This window comes from Erythrobacter sp. JK5, from assembly GCF_018205975.1.
Taxonomy (GTDB): domain Bacteria; phylum Pseudomonadota; class Alphaproteobacteria; order Sphingomonadales; family Sphingomonadaceae; genus Erythrobacter.
Map to the genome: position 1 here is coordinate 1,434,234 of NZ_CP073577.1, position 16,023 is coordinate 1,450,256.

Annotated in this window: 15 protein-coding genes; 6 read left to right on the forward strand and 9 right to left on the reverse strand. The window is 62.0% G+C overall.

Annotated features, from left to right (window positions below):
• Positions 1-469: 469 nt before the first annotated feature.
• On the reverse strand, positions 470-691 hold the full coding sequence (locus KDC96_RS06970) for a hypothetical protein (RefSeq protein ID WP_212451787.1): 222 nt from the start codon (positions 689-691) through the stop codon (positions 470-472).
• A 343-nt stretch (positions 692-1,034) separates the two neighbouring features.
• Here KDC96_RS06970 and KDC96_RS06975 point away from each other — a divergent pair, with 343 nt between their 5' ends.
• Positions 1,035-1,289 (forward strand): DUF6437 family protein, encoded by a 255-nt coding sequence (locus tag KDC96_RS06975; protein WP_212451789.1) that lies wholly within the window; start codon positions 1,035-1,037, stop codon positions 1,287-1,289.
• 78 nt (positions 1,290-1,367) lie between these two features.
• On the opposite strand, the gene KDC96_RS06980 is transcribed toward KDC96_RS06975, so the two are convergent.
• From KDC96_RS06980 to KDC96_RS07005, 6 genes are all read right to left on the reverse strand, one after another.
• Complete coding sequence (locus KDC96_RS06980) at positions 1,368-1,766, reverse strand: single-stranded DNA-binding protein (RefSeq protein WP_212451791.1); 399 nt, start codon at positions 1,764-1,766, stop codon at positions 1,368-1,370.
• 267 nt (positions 1,767-2,033) lie between these two features.
• Positions 2,034-2,303: a hypothetical protein gene (locus KDC96_RS06985; RefSeq protein WP_212451793.1), complete on the reverse strand. Its 270-nt coding sequence runs from the start codon at positions 2,301-2,303 to the stop codon at positions 2,034-2,036.
• Between the two features lie 70 nt (positions 2,304-2,373).
• Positions 2,374-3,309, reverse strand: a complete 936-nt coding sequence (locus KDC96_RS06990) for a DUF2493 domain-containing protein (protein WP_212451795.1) — start codon at positions 3,307-3,309, stop codon at positions 2,374-2,376.
• 219 nt (positions 3,310-3,528) lie between these two features.
• A complete protein-coding gene (locus KDC96_RS06995) occupies positions 3,529-3,969 on the reverse strand; it encodes a hypothetical protein (protein WP_212451797.1) in 441 nt (146 codons plus the stop codon).
• A gap of 11 nt (positions 3,970-3,980) precedes the next feature.
• Positions 3,981-4,910, reverse strand: a complete 930-nt coding sequence (locus tag KDC96_RS07000; RefSeq protein ID WP_212451799.1) for an ArdC family protein — start codon at positions 4,908-4,910, stop codon at positions 3,981-3,983.
• A 227-nt stretch (positions 4,911-5,137) separates the two neighbouring features.
• Positions 5,138-6,370, reverse strand: coding sequence for an ImmA/IrrE family metallo-endopeptidase (locus tag KDC96_RS07005; protein WP_212451802.1), 1,233 nt, complete (start codon positions 6,368-6,370; stop codon positions 5,138-5,140).
• Between the two features lie 155 nt (positions 6,371-6,525).
• Between KDC96_RS07005 and KDC96_RS07010 the strand changes: the two genes are divergently transcribed.
• From KDC96_RS07010 to KDC96_RS07030, 5 genes are read left to right on the forward strand one after another with little or no spacing between them, the layout of a single operon-like run.
• A complete protein-coding gene (locus tag KDC96_RS07010) occupies positions 6,526-6,747 on the forward strand; it encodes a DUF2188 domain-containing protein (protein WP_212451804.1) in 222 nt (73 codons plus the stop codon).
• Between the two features lie 17 nt (positions 6,748-6,764).
• Positions 6,765-7,997, forward strand: a complete 1,233-nt coding sequence (locus KDC96_RS07015) for a nucleotidyltransferase (protein WP_212451806.1) — start codon at positions 6,765-6,767, stop codon at positions 7,995-7,997.
• A complete protein-coding gene (locus KDC96_RS07020; RefSeq protein ID WP_212451808.1) occupies positions 7,982-8,482 on the forward strand; it encodes a hypothetical protein in 501 nt (166 codons plus the stop codon). Before KDC96_RS07015 ends, KDC96_RS07020 begins: the two co-directional genes overlap by 16 nt.
• Positions 8,445-8,816, forward strand: a complete 372-nt coding sequence (locus KDC96_RS07025; protein ID WP_212451810.1) for a patatin-like phospholipase family protein — start codon at positions 8,445-8,447, stop codon at positions 8,814-8,816. Before KDC96_RS07020 ends, KDC96_RS07025 begins: the two co-directional genes overlap by 38 nt.
• A complete protein-coding gene (locus KDC96_RS07030) occupies positions 8,813-9,505 on the forward strand; it encodes a patatin-like phospholipase family protein (protein ID WP_212451812.1) in 693 nt (230 codons plus the stop codon). The genes KDC96_RS07025 and KDC96_RS07030 overlap by 4 nt, the downstream gene beginning before the upstream one ends.
• 140 nt (positions 9,506-9,645) lie before the next feature.
• On the opposite strand, the gene KDC96_RS07035 is transcribed toward KDC96_RS07030, so the two are convergent.
• Together KDC96_RS07035 and KDC96_RS07040 are read right to left on the reverse strand one after the other, a co-directional pair.
• Entirely contained in the window at positions 9,646-11,619 is a 1,974-nt protein-coding gene (locus tag KDC96_RS07035) for a ParB/RepB/Spo0J family partition protein (protein ID WP_212451814.1), read from the reverse strand.
• Positions 11,620-11,723: 104 nt separating this feature from the next.
• On the reverse strand, positions 11,724-15,971 hold the full coding sequence (locus KDC96_RS07040; RefSeq protein WP_212451815.1) for a strawberry notch family protein: 4,248 nt from the start codon (positions 15,969-15,971) through the stop codon (positions 11,724-11,726).
• Between the last annotated feature and the right edge of the window lie 52 nt (positions 15,972-16,023).

Genomic DNA, 16,023 nt, shown 5'->3' on the forward strand with positions numbered 1-16,023 from the left:
GCACTTTTTCCCAAAACACAGCAGTGCTACTGCGTACGGTGTGCCAATTCTGTTCCCCATTGCGCGGCGAAATCCGGTGATCATGGTCGCTCCTTTCTCGAAGGCATTTTCCAACTGAACCCTCGGAGGCGCGAGCATCCAGTTCGCGGTCGTAATCCTGCTTGATCTGCAACTGAATGAATACCACGCACAAGGACCGCACCCCCGCAAAGGCTGCGGCAAAGGAGCGCGTGCGGTGCCCGGGACCGGGGCCTGTCGGTTCCCGCGGCACCGCGCCGGTCCGACCCGCTGCCGCTCGGGAGTGCGCGCGGGGCCCAGAACAAAAATGGCCGCGCCCGCAGGAGCACCGCCGAAGGCGGGGCGGGACCGAGCGCGTCCCCAGCCCCGCTCCACTTTTCGTCCCGCTCCAGTGCCAGCGAACACGAAAAAGGGGCAGGAACCGTCACCGGCTCCTGCCCTCGTTTGGTCGTCAGTATTCGTCCAGCAAGGCCCCATGGACCGTGTGCACCACGCGGCTGGCGAGATGCGCAGGCAGTGCGTTGTAGTCACCCTCGTCCAGGGCGAAGTAGCCCAGGTCTTCATCTTCCACCACGTGCTGGTCGAAGAAACTGTGCAGGGCGCGCCTTTCGGCAACTGCAAGCGCTTCGAAATAGCTGTGCGCGTTCGTGTCCAAGGTGCTGAGTGCAGTCATGATATCCTCCTGAAACCTGTCGCTGAGACGACAGGAAACAGGCGGAGGGGCATGGGGCCGGCGGGTCAGGGATCGCCCCGAGGGCGACCGCGAAGCGGCGGTGGGGGCAACGATTTTGTCGGACCGGAGCAAAGCGCAGGGGAGGCAAAATGGTGGGGCCCCGCCGTCCTTGACGCGCCGGCCCTATACCCATCACCCTTGGAACTCGGTGAGCCAGCCCCCTCCCCCGCTCCGTTACGTAGTGCAAGGGACGACCCGCGCGATTGGACTTTCCTACAGGCTGTGCCCGGGTGCATGTTGATCGAAGGGAGGATCCACCGAGGGGTGCAGGAAAGGAACCCCGATGCCAACCAAACGAAGCGCTGTCGCAGCACTCCGGAAACTCGAGGCCGACCGGCTGGCACTTGCCGAGCGCCAGAAACAACTTGAGGAGCAAGCCGCCCTAGAACTGGGCCGCATCATATTGGGAACAGGACTTGAGACCTTCTCGAAGAAGGCGCTCGCAAGAGTTGCCGGAGAACTTGGAAAGCTCGGCGAAGAAGCATCTCTGCAGAGGCTGCTTCCACCGGCTCGCTCATCTTCTCCTACCGAACAGTGAACCGGAGAGTAGGAACAGTAAGAAGGGGCCCTGTCCGGTAGGACAGGACCCCTTCGGGAGGGAGACCGACGGGAGAGTTCAGTCGATCTCGGGAGCGTCGGTGTTGTCGTTGTCGTCACTCGAGCCGTTACCTCGGGAGAGGAAGTCGACCTTGTCGGCGAGGATCTCGGTACCGTAGCGCGTGACCCCGTCCTTGTCCTCCCACTGGGTGTAGTGGATGCGGCCTTGGACGCTGATCAGTTGGCCCTTTGAGCAGTACTGCCCGACGGTCTTGGCGAGGCCGTTGAAGCAGGTCACCCGGTGGAACTCACTTTCCTTGGCGGTGTAGCCGTTCTCGTCCTTGTAGGTCTTGCCGTCCTTGTCGCGTGCGGGGCGATCGGTGACGACGGTGATCCCGGTGACGTTGGTGCCGCCCTTGGTCTCGCGGGTGTCGGGATCGCGAGCGATGCGGCCAGTGAGGATTGCAATATTGGTCATGGGTGTATTCCTTCGGTTCCTCAAACCGGAGACCATCTCCGGCTTGCGAACATCCAGAAGAAGCAGGACATGGGAGGACTGCACCGCAGGCCTGAAGGGCCGAAGGGGAACCTGTTCATGACGGGTGGTGCGGGCAGGCAGCGCAGCTGCCAACACGGCCGGCAAGGAACGGGTTGCTGTCCTCAGCTGACCTGATTCAGGACTGTTCGCGAAGAAAGCCGGATGGGTATCGGGTGCGGGCCTGAAGGTGCCAATACCCTGCTGCAATCAGCCTGCTCCATCGCCTTCCGATGCCGCCAGGAGATCCATGAAGTTGCGGGCTGCTTCCCGGTCTTCCTCGTTTTCGAACGCAACGTCGAGATCGGGGGCAGACCCAAACATGTGCAGGAACGACCACAGTGCAAAGCGCTTGCCCCGGTCGTCCTCAAGGCCGAGATCGACCCGGCAATGCTCAATGCCGGCTGCAAAGGTGTCGGGAGAAACCCCGGAGAGGTCGGTGGTGGCAAAGTAGCGCTGCAGCAGATCGTCAAGTTGCATGACCGGTCCATAGTCGGGTCGATGCCGGATGCACATGCAGACGTTTACGATGCTGATGATGAATGCCCACTCAGGACCCGGGAGAGGTGCCCAAGAGGCCGCGGCGATCGACCACCGTGATCCGGCGTGCCTTGGCATCGATGACGAGCCGTTCGGTCACGCCATTTCCCGGAAAGGCGACGACGTAACGCGGATTGAGCGCAAGCATTTGCTCGTTGCGCTTGAAGCCGGCGCGGGCACCAAGCCGACGATCGAGCGAATAGGTCAGCTGCTGCACCTCGCGGCGCTCGGCCCAGCTCGCTGCGAGGCGATCTGCACCCTTGCCATCGCCGCCATGGACCAGGAAGAGATCTGGAACCGCATCGCGAACCTTGTCCAGCGTTGCCCAGATATTGTCAGCATATCGCTTCGCATCCTCGGCGCTCTCGAAGCTCTGGCGACCACCGGCGAAGAGGACCGGAATTCCTTCCGGAATCAGAGCGTGACGCCGCTTCTCAGCACGTGCGCGGAGGAAATCGCGGGCATCGATAACAGCCGACGTGAGATGGCGCGAATGGCTCGCACGCGAGCCGGAAACGGGCTTCCACGAGGAACCGGTCTCGTCGCGGTAAAGTGCTGCCGCCGCCTCGCGCATCTGCTCAAAGGCAAGCATGCTGGCTTCGGCAGCCTGCGCACGCTCAACCTGCTCTTCAAGATTGCTCGAATGCACTTCGGACCCGTCGGCTGATGCGAGGAGGACCCGGATCTCGTCGCCGGCCCGGTCAAGTTGAGCCGACTTGCGGCTGGCTGCGCGGTGAAAGAGATTGACCACGCCCCAGGCAATATCCTCGGCATCTGCTTCCAGGGCCGTGTCGGAAAACATCGCGAAGAGGTCGGACCATACGGCACCAAGCGTCTGGTCGATCGCATCCTCGCAGGGAAAGTCGGTCTCGTTGAAGGGGGCTGGCCTGATGCTGAGGCCTGAAAGGTCGAGGCCGCTCAACTGGTCGATGAAGCTGTCGTACATGGGGTGTCTCCTGATCGCGGGGACAAGGAGAGGAGGCACCATTGCCTCGGCCCTGTCCGCCGGAGCCCGATCAGGGCCGGGAAAAGGGGCGAGACGCACCGCGTAGCGGGAAACCTGCGGCCCTAGGCTGGCGCGGGCAACACGGGCCGACGGGCCGCAGGTTGCGGCGCGCTCCGACCGGCCCAAGGGCCTTTCCCGGCGGGCAGGGATGAGGCAGGATCAGGGCACGGTGTCGCAAGCAGATCGGGAGCGCTCGAAGATCGCTTCGCCATTCGAGAACCGACCGACCAAGCGCAGCTCACCGAACAGGTCGATGAACCGTCCCGACACCTGGCCGAGCCAGTGCCGTGCCCTTGCCCTTCGCGGGTTGTAGAAATCGGCTTCCCAGTAGCGAGCGTCATCGCGCTCTACGAGCCAGATCGCCGCGAGACCGCAATAGGTCGATATGCCGCAATCGGCGAAGGCGTTTCGCAGGAGGATGCGATCCTCGCGGCCGCGCCATCCATCGAAGCGTTCAAAGGAAGGAAAGGCCGCCTTCGTGGTATAGATGATCTCGTCGACGAGGCACTCGTAGGCCCAGTCGACATCTTCGTCTTCGCCATCATAAAGCAGGCGAAAGGCTACCACGGAGCCGGTCGGATAGCTGACTGAACGTCCCATCTCTCTGCTCCTCAGGCTGCATCAGCGAGATTGATGTCGGGCTTGCTTTCGTGGGATTGGCAACCACCCAGTTTGAGCAGCAGGCTTGCCGCTTCCTCGGCCTTGGCCGCAGCAGTGAGGATCGCGCGCTCGTCCGATTTGAGGATCTTGAGCCAAGATGCGATGTAGCTGGCGTGATGGTCGAGGTGGGTGACCGGAAGACCCAGTTCGGCTCCGAGGATTGCCGACGAGAGTTCGGCGATCAGTTCTTCGGCAGCATAGGCGTCGCTGCCAAAGCGGTTCTTGAGATCGCGATCGAGCCGCGAGGAATGTCCCGTCCAGTGCGACAGCTCGTGCGCGAGCGTCGCGTAATAGTGGTCATACGCTTCGAACAGTTCGGTTGGCGGCATGGTGACCCGGTCGCGCATCGGCTCGTAGTAGGCATGAGCACCATGATGCCGCAGGTCTGCGCCAATATGGGCAAAGAAGGCATCGAGCCGGTCTTCGCCTCCTTCGGGATCAAGCGCAGCAATGAATGGCTTGGGATGATAGAACTCGGGGAGGCCATCGCACTGGTCAGCGTTGAACACGGCATAGGCCTTAAGCACGCGCCGGTTTTCGGTGTCGGCCTCGCCTTCGGCGTTTTCGACCTCCTTGGTGTAGCTCTTGTAGAAGATTGCGATGGTCGATTTCTCGCCCTTGCGGACCTGTCCACCAAGCTTATGGCACTGGCGGTAGGTGATCCAGTATGGCGAAGTGTAGCCACAGCCATCGGCCACCATCCACAGCCAGAAGGTATTCATTCCGCGATAGGGCGTTCCGCAAGAACGCAAAGGACGGGAGACTGGCACGCCGCGCCACGGCTTTACCCACGGCTTTGTCCCTTGCTCGAGCTTTTCGATGATGGCCGCGGTAATGCGCTGGGCTGGCGAAGCAGAGGCAGTGCGGCGGGATTTGGTCATGGGAGTTCTCCTGAACGCCGGGACGGGCATGTCCCGGTTCAGGAAAAGCAAAGCTCTCTCCCCTCTCGTTTAATGATTACGGCTATGCGTCCTCATTGAACATTAGAGGGATGCGTAAAGGTCAACCAAGAATGATCTTCGCTTTCGTTGCAGCTATGTCCGCTACTTGTGATGGCTTCGACGATCGCGCCCACTACTTGGTCCAGAAAATCCTGGGTCGGCTTCATTCACCGCCGCCGACTTCGTGATGGAAATCGAGGGTTCTCCCACACGTCAAATGCATCGGAAATCCCACCCTCGCCATCTTCCTCTTCGTCCTGATCAGTATGAATGAGCAACGTCATCATCCATCCGTTGTGCAGGCGATAAGCTTGTTCCTGCAGGGATGGGTGAGGACCTTCTGTCGAAAGAGCGAGCCACACTCCGGCGCTCACGTCATCCCAATCGGATTGCTGACCATTGGACAGGCGCGCGGCGAGTGAAGGTGTGGGCAGCCGGGTCCCGATCCGAACATCAATGAAAGGAAAACGGCTGGGCTTGTAGATTCGCCGGACGACATCATCCTTCGAAATGATAACCGCGCAAACGGCATCATTGTACTGCACATATTGAAGAGCGGTCGCTTCGTTACTCATATTGTAGCGCGTGGCCAGCGTGAACACATGCTCCAGCGCTGGTGTCCCCAGATTGCGCATATCGGGTTTGAAGTGCGCGAGCGGCATGAGCATGCCCGCACTGAACCGATTTGCCTCCAACTCCATCCGCCGCGCACGATTGTCACGGTCCGCCTCACGGATCGCCATATCGGCTTTCGAGCATGTGAACTGACCGGCGCGCGCGGGCTGGTGCGCGATAATAAGATAATGTCCGAGTTCGTGCCCGATAGTGAAGCGCTGGCGCTGCACCGAGCCCTTGCTGTTGACCAGGATGACGCCACTCGCGCGTTCGGGCTGTGTAACAAGTCCACCTTCGAAGCTGGCTGTTTCCAGCCGATGGATATCGGTGATGCCGACCGCCTCGGCCAATTCCTCAATCGGCACCGGGATCGGCATGTCGGGCACCTGCCGCATGATTTCAGCGATGATCTTTTCCGGCGAACCGCAGTCCGCGAGTTCGATCCGATCAATCTCCATCCTACCCCCGGTTCGGCGCTTCTGCATCCCTTTGATAATGTCTTCGATCAGCTCGCGCTCCTTCGTATCGAGCGATTTCAGGTCGCGATACATGACGAGCAATTGTTCTTCGTCGCTGCCTTCGTCGGGAGCCTCTCCAACAAGGCTGGCAATCGAAACGCCGAAATGATCGGCGAGCTTCCGGACGAGCTCGATCGACGGATTCTTGGCGGTGCCCTTCTCCAGTTCCCAGACGTGCGCTTTCGATGCGCCGATGGCGTCCGCGACATCCTGAAGCGACTGTCGCTTTGCAGTGCGAAGTTTCTGAAGCTTCGTCGCCAAGGACATTGACCGATTTCCTTTCACGCATCCTATCATGCGGACACCCTCATAGGAATCAACAATCGTTCGGTCAAACGAACGTTTTCGTCCGGTCAGTTGACCTAGAGCGTCGTTCGGTATATCTTACGATTTTGTCGGGCCAATCAGACAAGGAATCGCTCATGAGTCGTAACCAGCATATTACACCCCACCGTCGTGGCTGGGCCGTTCAGCCGGCCGGAGGCCAGCGTGCGTCGTCCGTTCACCGGACACAGGCTGAGGCGATTGCCCGCGGTCGCGAGATCGCCCGCAATCAGGAATCCGAACTTCTCATCCATGGCCGCAACGGCCGAATTCGCGCGCGTGACAGTCATGGCCGCGACGAATTCCCGCCCGAAGGCTGAACCAAGGGAGCCCTGAAATGACGTACCAGAAGCCGATCTTGCCGCCTTCGGCCGCCGATGCTCTCCTGATGGACGTCGCGCGCCGCATCCAGCTCTCGCCCACCAAGCATGACGAAGCCGAACAGCATTATCAGGCGCTCTGCGCCCATGTGGATCGGCCCGACAGCCCGCTCCACGGGAAGGTGATCGCCTGCTATCCGGGCGGTAGTTTCGCGACCGGAACCGCGATCGCATCGCGCGTCTCGAAAGATCAGCACGATGTCGACGTCGTGATCGAACTCGATATTTCGCCGTTCAGTGAGCCGTCGGGCGTGCTGGCGACCCTTTTCGTTGCGATCAACGGTGAGGAAGGCAGCCGTTATCATGGGCGGGTGACCCTCAACAGCCGCTGCGTCACCGTAACCTATGAAGACGGCACACGCGTCGATCTCATGCCGATCGCCCGGCTCGACCAAACGCCCCTGAAGGCTGGCCATCTTTTTCACTGGCGCCAAGAGACCGCCGAAACCTACCACAAGACGGTCAATCCTTGGGGCTTCGCCGATTATTTCAATCGTGAGGTGGCGTTCGATCCGGTTTTCGCGACGATGTTCGACGCCCGTCGCCAGATATCGGATGGCGTGGTCGCGAAGGCCGAAACCGACCCGCTACCCGGTCGCGTTCCGCTCTCGGAAAAATCCTCGCGCGTCGTGGCGCTCCAGTTGCTGAAGCGGAATCGCGATGTCCGCTACCGCTCGCGCGATGGTCGGAAGCCGCCGTCGGTAGTGCTCGCGGCTATGGCTCTGGATAGCGGTCCGGCGCAGTCCGGGCTGGTTGACGAGGTCGTCAATATTGCCTCGCACATCAGTGGCCAGCTTCAGGATCACGTTCGCCGGTTTGACACCTTGGTCGTACGCAACCCCTCCTTCCCGGAGGATATCTTCACAGATCGATGGCCTAGGGAGGTCGCCGCGCAGAACGTTTATATGCGTGATCTCGATCATCTGCAGCGGCAGCTTGGTCGCCTTCGCAGCGACAACGCAAATCTGACCGAAATGCGGACCATCCTCGATGACCTGTTTGGCGAGACGGCGGCGGGCTTCGCGGTCGAACGCTTTCTCGATGCAAGCCGGCGCGAAGCCGAACGCGGCGCGATGCGCTTCGGAACGACCGGACGCATCCTTACCGGCGCGCCCGCCATCATCGGCGCTGCGACCAGCACAGCCGCGCGCGCCAGTACCAACATGGGTGGCGGATGCATCCCGGACTGATCAGCATCGAGAATCAGATTGCCGCGATGGCCGAGCGCTGGCCCGGCTTCAAGGTCATCGAGCGCGCCGATCGATACGCTGTCTGGCAGGGACGTCTGCAACCTCTCCAGCGCTTTTACACGGTTCGGATCGGCTATCGTGTGCCGTTGGCGATCGAGGCCTTCTCGCTGCTGCAGGTTCAACCGCGCGTTCAGATTCTCGATCCCGTTCTCGAACGGCATTCAGACTATGAGGAAGGCCCTGTCCCCCACGTCTATGTGAACCGCGACGAACCAAGGCTGCCTTATCTCTGCCTGTTCGACGCCTATAATCGCGAGTGGACTCCGAGCGATCTGCTCGCCGAGACGACGGTGCCGTGGAGTTCGCGCTACCTCTTCTTCTATGAGGGTTGGCTCGCGACTAAGTCATGGCGCGGCGGCGGTCGGCACCCGACACGAGAGGAGCAAGATGGCATTGCAAACAAAAAGGCCATCGCGGCGGTCTGACGGCACATTAGTCGAGCAGCGGGTGCAATTGCCCTGGCCTACCGACAAGCCCTTCCGCATTCTCTCGATCGACGGCGGCGGGATTCGCGGCATCCTGCCGGCTGCTCTTTTGGCAGAGTTTGAATCTCGCCACTTGGATGGCCGCTCGGCAGGCGAATATTTCGACCTAATCGCCGGGACGTCTACAGGTGGTATCATTGCCCTCGGCCTGTCAATTGGAATGCGCGCAAGCGAAATCCTCAAGCTCTACCTCGATCATGGCGAAGCAATATTTCCGCCAATCCGCCCCCTTTTAGCAGGCTTAAATCGGGCCTTCGCTTTTTCCATTCGTTGACTCGCTACCAGTATGAGCGTGGTCCACTCGAACGCGAGCTACGCAAGCTGTTCGGCGAGCGGCAAATCGGCGATGCGCACTGCCGTTTGTGCATACCGGCATTCGATGGCTTCACCGAGGTCCACATCTTCAAGACACCGCACCACCCCGACTTCAAACTCGACTGGCGCGAGGAAATGGTGACAGCCGCACTCGCAACCTCCGCGGCGCCGACTTTCTTCTCCGTCTATAGGAATGGGGAGCGGCGCTTTGCCGACGGAGGCGTCTGGGCGAACAATCCTGTTATGGTTGCGCTAGTCGATGCGCTAAGCTGCCATGATCTCAATCGGCGCCAAGTCCAGATTCTGTCGCTCGGCTGTGGCGAGTCCGAGATGCTTATCTCAGATGATCAGGTCCGGCTCGGCGGACTATGGCACTGGAAAGAGGTCATCTCGTCGGCAATGCGGCTTGCTAGCCAGAACGCGCTTGGTCAAGCAGGACTTCTCATTGGTCGCGACCAACTCGTGAGAATTGACGCGCCCCTGATGCCTGATAACCCCATCGAGCTCGACGATTATTATCGCGCCAAACAAGTTCTGCTTCCACTTGCTGCGCCCTTGGCGAGCACTTTTGACGAGGTTGTTAGCCAGCGCTTTTTCGCAGTGCCTGTCGATCCTTATGAAGCATTTCATGGCTCGCGAGCGGGCTAATGGCCGACTATTCGGTGAGCGAAGCCGAAGCTGACCGAGGGCTTCCAGCCCAAATGCGGCTCAGATTTTAACATCCAGATGGCGGCCCGTCCCGAGAGGGACGGACCGCCTGCCGAGTGACCTGGACCTGTCAGGAGGGGTCAGGCTGCCTGCTCGGCAATCTCGTCAGTTCCTTCGGCGTTGACCGCCTCGTCTCCGTCGTGGTCGGCCAATTCGACTTCTTCAGAATCGTTGAACCGCATGATCGGCGGAACCCAAGCCTGCGCCCGTTCCTTGACCTCGGGCTCGCCAATGAAGTTGCCCGAGAAGATGCGTTCGGCAGCGCTCGCAAGCTCAGCCTTCTTCGATGCGGCATAACGACTGACCAGTTCGGGACCGCCGGCGGCGTCGAGCGCTTCGAGCGTGCGCGCCTTAGCCACCCGGTCGAAGTAGTTTTTCGCCGTGGGACGCCACCAATGCGCGGTCTCGATTTCGAGGAGCGAGCCGAGTGCCTCGTGCATCGGCACCGATCGTTCGCCTTCGCAGGCAAGGCTGGCAACCAGAGTGCGCGAGACGACATGGCCAAGCCATGCTGAGCGCGCCTCGTCGGAAAGCGCTCGGAATTTCGCGAACCGCTCGACATCGCTTTCACCCGCACGCCAGTTTTCATCGAGCGACCCGGCGAACTCGGCAAGCGCGGCACTCGCCGGCGCATCCTTCGCCTCGAACCCGGTGATAGGCCCGGACGCGACCGAGCCAACGAGGGTCGACGCTTTCTTGGCGCGCCAGTCGTGCCCATCGGCATCGGCGAGCGTGAAGACCATGAAGTCGAGCGCTAGTGCCGGGTCGTTGGCGAGATGGATTGCCAGGATGTCGCGGCGCTGCATTGCGAGTTCGTCGAGCAGGCGCTGGGAAAGCGAGCTCCCCTTGGGCTTAGCCGCACCGCTCTCTTCAATGGCCTCGACCACGCCTTCGTCAGCGATGACCTCGGTCTCGGTGTAGAACTGCGGGACCAGGGTCGGCTCGCCATTGCGCGAGAGGACGAGGAAGGCGCCGGCCTCCGGTTTCAGTTCGTCGGCGAGTACCGGCGGCCGGTCATTGAGCACGCGCATGGCACGGTCGATCACCACTAGTTCCTTCTCGGCCTTGGCGACCTCGTCCTCGTCGCTGTCCTCGTCTTCGAGCACAGCGGCGACGCGGTCGTAGTCGGCCTCGAGCTCGCCGAGTTCCTGAGCTTCCTGTTCGGTCATCGGCGCAGGGTCGCAAGGCAGACGGCTCAGACCTTCGACGAGGTCATGGCTGACGTAGTTGCCAAGGGTCGGGCGCACCCAGGCAAGGCCATATTCGAGCGCGGCCTTTTCTGCGGCTTCGTCCATGGCCTTGTGCGCGAGGTCCTCGAGCAGCGCGACATCGATCCAGCTCTCGCTGGCATCATCGTCGAACAGTTCGCGCTCGATCCGACCACCTGCGTCGAGATAGGCATCGCGTCCGACTAGCACAGCTCGCGGATCGGAACCGCGCACCGTGGCATCGAGCACCATGCGGCGGATCGTGTCGGGCGTGATCTGGTACCAGGCGTGCTGCAGCTCAGCATAGACATGCGCCTGGCGCTCGACGTCGGAAATCGCGCCGTAGGCCTTGGCCATGTCGAGCGTGATCGTGCCTTCGGCGAGCGCTTCGAAGACGCAAGGCGCGAGACTTGCCAGGCGCAGACGCCCTTCGACGAACCGGACGGTGAGGCCGAAGCGGCGCGCCACGTCTTCGGTGGTAGCCCCTGCCTCGATGATGGAGGCGAAGGCCTGCGCCTCGTCGGCGGGGTTCATCGCGAGGCGCTGGAAGTTCTCAGCAAGACTGGCTTCGCGCACTTCGCTTTCTTCGCCTTCGATGACGAGGCAGGTGACCTCGTGGTTCTCGGGCAAGGTGCCCTCTTCGGCCAGCGCCTGCAGCGCGGTGAGACGGCGACCGCCGGCCTCGACTTCGAACTTGCCGCGCTTTCCTTTGCGCACGACGAGGTTCTGCAGCAGGCCGCGCGCAGCAATGTCTGCCCGCAGCTGGAGGTCGGCCAGCACGTCGCTCGACTTGCGAACGTTGCGCGGGCTCGGGACGAGCTTCTTCAAGGGAATCGACTGGATCATAGGTGTTCTCCTGATGGATTGAAGGCGCAGGTGAGGATCACGAGGCCCACAAGCCCAAAGGGCTCCCTCCACTCTCATTCTGAGAATGGGGTCTGCCCGAGGGATCAGGCGGCAAGCGCGGGAAGGATCAAAGAGGCTTTCGACACCGGGACGAACAGCCGCGTGCGGTAGCGGATGATCTCGGTGAAGCAGCCCTTGTTCTTGTACCAGTCGAGCCGGTCGGGCGAGAACCCGGTCAGTTCAAGGCGCTGTTCGCCGCCGACCAGCGAGCGCTTCACAGTCAGGGAGTCGTGGCTTGCGAGGCACAGCGGTTTGCCGCTGGCGAGGACGAGGTCGCCGATCTGCTCTGCCGATGGTCCGGTAACCCCGGAAAGGCCAAAGGTATCGGCGATTGCAGCGAGATCGACATCGAGCACTTCGCGGCCGATGATCGACTGGCCGTCCTCGGCAACGAGCCGGGTGACGCGGACATGATCGCCGGGGAGGCGCTTCCAGACCGGGAGCAGCAGTCCGGTGGCGAGATGGACGCGCTCGGTAACCGGTGATTTGGCCGCCTCTTCTTCCTCGGTCCTCCAGGCGCTGGTGAACGCAGTGACGCCAATTTCTTCCCAGTGGCTCTCACCGAGTGCCTCAAGTGTCCAGTTCGCGGACTTGAGCGGTCGCAGAAGGCGCCGACGTTCGATCACGGCCCCGTCGTCAGCGATAAGGCGCCGGGCAGGAACCGAGAGGGCGACCTTGCCCGAGCGCGTATTGCGCATCGGGATAGCGTGCGGGCTGCCGATCTCGTGCATCCGCACCAGGCGCTGCAATCGCAGAGGCCGAAGGTGCCTCGTCATTTCGAGCGAGACGAGACGGGTCTCGGCTCCGGTCACGGGATCGGTGCGCAGGAGTTCATCTGCCAGGACATTGAAACGATCAACCCTGACGGTTTCCAGTCCCTGGTCGAGCGTTCCGGCCTCGCGCGCGGCTTCGATCCGCGCTTCGACGAGACCAAGGTATTCATCAAATATGGCGTTCTGGAGCGCGATCGGCAGCGCGAGAATGCGGTTGAGCCAACGCTGAATCGTCGGGAGATTGTCGGTCAGCCCGCCATCGGGGTTTTCGAGCCGGAGACCCGTACGCTCGACAAAATTCCCGAAACTCGTGGCTTCGAGCTTGCCGTCATAGAGCAGCTGGAACCAGCGGCTGAGCGCGTCGCGCGCATAGTCGCTTTCGAGATTGTCGGCCGGGTCGAACAGGTTCTGACCGCCCGTCTGGCGCTGGCCGCGCGTCAGCGCGCCCAATGCGTCGAGCCTTCGCGCAATGGTTGAGATGAATCGGCGTTCGCCCTTTACGTCGGTGGTTACCGGCCGAAACAGCGGGGCCGAGGCCTGGTTGGTGCGGTTGGTACGACCAAGACCCTGGATGGCGTTGTCCGCGCGCCAGCCCGGCTCGAGCAGGAAATGAACCCTGCGCTGCTGGTTTCGGCAGCCGAGGTCGGCATGATAGGATCGCCCCGTGCCGCCCGCATCCGAGAAGACCAGGATGCGCTTGATCCCTTCCATGAAGCTTTGGGCTTCGGCGACATTGGCGCTGGGGCTACGCCGTTCGAGGCGCTGCTCACCATCGCGGCCCAGTACAAGCCTGCGGGTCCGGCCCGTGACTTCGGCCACGGCGTCGGTTCCGAAATGTTCGATAATCGCATCGAGCGCAGTGGCGATGGGCGGCAGTGCGCAAAGCTGTTCGATCAGCGCATCGCGCACAGCAATGGCGCGCGGGCAGAAAACGGGATTGCCCTCTCCGTCGCTCATCGCCTCGGAGCGAAGATTGCCGTCCTCGTCGGCGAATACCTGCATCAATCGTATCGGGAAGCTCTTCGTAAGGTAGTCGATGACGTATTCACGCGGGGACAGATCGATATCGAGAGCTTCGCGTTCTTCCACGGTAAGGTCGGCAAGGCGCCGGTCGAGCATGGCCTCGGCGGTCGAGACCAGCTGCACGACAACCGAATTCTCTTCGCCAAGCGCTACTTCCATCGCGGGGATCAGGCTCGGCAATTTCATCGAAAGCAGGAGCTGGGCAAAGAAGCGCTGCTTGGTGCCTTCGAAGATCGATAGCGCCGCAGCCTTGGCATTGCGGTTGAGCGTGTCGCCGCTGTCCTCGTCGACCACGCGGGTTGCTTCGAGCGCAGCTTCGAGGTTGCGGTGGATGATCGCCCAGGCATCAGCATAGGCATCGTAGATCCGTACCTGTGCTTCGGTCAGGCTATGTTCGAGGATGTCGTACTCGACCCCGGCGAAGGACAGCGCACGGGCAAGATAGAGGCCCTGGGCCTTGAGATCACGGGCGACGAGCTCCATCGCCGCGACGCCGCCAGCGCGGATCTCGGTCATGAATGCCTCGTGGGTCGGAAAAGCGGTCTCGGGTCCCCAAAGGCCGAGGCGGGAAGTGTAACCGAGGTTGGCGATATCCGAAGCGCCAGTGGCAGACGCGTAAAGCACGCGGGCGCGCGGCAAGTGGTTCTGCAGCCTGACGCCCGCCATCCCTTGTTCAGAGCCCTTGACCTTGCCGCGGATTGAAGAGCCCCCGAGCGCATTAGCCATCGCATGGGCTTCGTCGAAAGCGATCACGCCGTCGAAATCCTCGCCCGCCCAGGCAAGGATCTGGTCGAGCCGCGTATCCTCGGCGCGGCCCGAGCGCAGCGTCGGATAGGTGACGAAGAGAATGCCTTCGGACATCGTTACGGGCTGGCCGAGTTTCCAGCGCGAGAGCGGCTGGAGATCGAGCGGTAGTCCGCCAAGCGCTTCCCAGTCGCGGCGTGCATCTTCGAGCAGCGCCTCGTTCTTGGTGATCCAGACATGCCGGCGCTCGCCTGCGAGCCAGCGGTCCATGATGACCGCTGCGATCTGCCGTCCCTTGCCCGCTCCGGTCCCGTCGCCAAGGAAGAAGCCCTGCCGGTAGGTGTGCCCATCTTCGGACAGCTCCAGCGAGGTGGCTTCCTGGCTGACCTTGAACTGACCTGGAAGATCACGCGAAAATGCCTGGGCAGCGTAAACGAGTGTCTCGCATTGCGCTTCGGACAGCAGGCCATCGGCCTGCCAACCTGCGGGAAGGCGCGGGCAAACATCGGGCTGCGGTGCCGCGACCGAACCCATGGCGACCGATTCCACGAGCGGGGTGGGATGGACCGGCGCATCTTCGAAGGCGATGCGGCTGGGCCGGTAAGGCAGGTAGATGCCTGCCTGTTCGGGCACAGGCGCGGGGTCGGCGAGGACCGAATAGGCAAGGTCGATCGCATTCGCGCTGGCTGCTGGTGTCGCGGCGAACGGCGCCACCGGCCGAACCGGCGCGCTTTGGGTCGAAGTCTTGCAAACGAGGCGCACTGGCTTGCCGACTGGCAGGCGATGGATGTTGGCGGATGTCTGCGCACGGGGCGGAAGCGCAGTGATAAGCTCGTGGAGCGCGATCAGGTCGGCAGTATCTCCGGTGATCGCGGGCGAAGCCGCAGTCGGCGTCTTGTCGAACACGACCAGTCGAACGGCAATCCCCGTCCCTGTCCGGCGAAACATCTGCTCCAAGCGGACATTGAGCACGAGCGACGTTTCGTCCTGTGCTTTGGCGAAAGCGGAAGCATCGAAGCCTTCGGGCATGATGGCGACTATCCTCGCCCCATTTGCAGCCACTCGGATCGCACCGCGCAGGTGACGCATGGCGGTCTCACCGTCCTTGCCGCGTTCCTGGCTGCGGGCGAATGGCGGGTTCATCAGCACGACCGACGGAACAGGGCCGCGCACCAGGTCGGCGATCAGCTCCCCGTCATACGTGGTGATCGCGGCTGCGGGGAAGATGTGGCCGAGGCAGTCTCGTCTTGCCGGATCGATCTCGTTGAGGAGCAGCGAAGCGTTCTGGACGCTGCCCCAAAGCGCAAGGGCGCCATTACCGGCGGATGGTTCGAGAAGCGTGTCTTGCGCAGCAACTGCTGCGGCCTTCGCCATCAGCCAGGCCAGCATTGGCGGGGTCGAGAACTGTTGGAGCTCGACCTGTGCTTCGCTGCGCACGTGCCGCGGCGGCAAAGCTGCTTCGAGCCAGTCGAACCGCGCTTCGGCTTCGTGTACATTCGTCGCCAGATCGATCCGTGAGGACTCTCGAAGCCAGAGTAGTGCGCCGATCTCGACCGCGCTGTTGTAGTCGTCGATCGTCCAGGCACCTCCCCAGTCGAGAACACCGGTCTCTTCGGCGAACAGCCCGGAAATGTCGGTACGGGTAAGATGACGACCCGAAGCAAGAAGCGCGGCAACTCGGGTGCCAATGGCATAGGCCAAGGGTATGGACGGCAACTGCTCGCCGGCGGGAAACAGGTCTGATTGAAACATGGCAATTCGTCCTCCTGATGGGGGCATCGGGACACGCCCTCTGCCGGATCAA

Bases quoted from the DNA above. Each gene is read 5' to 3' on its own strand.
- KDC96_RS07040 (WP_212451815.1), bottom strand. From the start codon at position 15,971: ATGTTTCAATCAGACCTGTTTCCCGCCGGCGAGCAGTTGCCGTCCATA.
- KDC96_RS06975 (WP_212451789.1), top strand. From the start codon at position 1,035: ATGCCAACCAAACGAAGCGCTGTCGCAGCACTCCGGAAACTCGAGGCC.
- KDC96_RS07010 (WP_212451804.1), top strand. From the start codon at position 6,526: ATGAGTCGTAACCAGCATATTACACCCCACCGTCGTGGCTGGGCCGTT.
- KDC96_RS07020 (WP_212451808.1), top strand. From the start codon at position 7,982: ATGCATCCCGGACTGATCAGCATCGAGAATCAGATTGCCGCGATGGCC.
- KDC96_RS07025 (WP_212451810.1), top strand. From the start codon at position 8,445: ATGGCATTGCAAACAAAAAGGCCATCGCGGCGGTCTGACGGCACATTA.
- KDC96_RS07000 (WP_212451799.1), bottom strand. From the start codon at position 4,910: ATGACCAAATCCCGCCGCACTGCCTCTGCTTCGCCAGCCCAGCGCATT.
- KDC96_RS07005 (WP_212451802.1), bottom strand. From the start codon at position 6,370: ATGTCCTTGGCGACGAAGCTTCAGAAACTTCGCACTGCAAAGCGACAG.
- KDC96_RS06990 (WP_212451795.1), bottom strand. From the start codon at position 3,309: ATGTACGACAGCTTCATCGACCAGTTGAGCGGCCTCGACCTTTCAGGC.
- KDC96_RS07015 (WP_212451806.1), top strand. From the start codon at position 6,765: ATGACGTACCAGAAGCCGATCTTGCCGCCTTCGGCCGCCGATGCTCTC.
- KDC96_RS06980 (WP_212451791.1), bottom strand. From the start codon at position 1,766: ATGACCAATATTGCAATCCTCACTGGCCGCATCGCTCGCGATCCCGAC.
- KDC96_RS07035 (WP_212451814.1), bottom strand. From the start codon at position 11,619: ATGATCCAGTCGATTCCCTTGAAGAAGCTCGTCCCGAGCCCGCGCAAC.
- KDC96_RS06995 (WP_212451797.1), bottom strand. From the start codon at position 3,969: ATGGGACGTTCAGTCAGCTATCCGACCGGCTCCGTGGTAGCCTTTCGC.
- KDC96_RS06970 (WP_212451787.1), bottom strand. From the start codon at position 691: ATGACTGCACTCAGCACCTTGGACACGAACGCGCACAGCTATTTCGAA.
- KDC96_RS06985 (WP_212451793.1), bottom strand. From the start codon at position 2,303: ATGCAACTTGACGATCTGCTGCAGCGCTACTTTGCCACCACCGACCTC.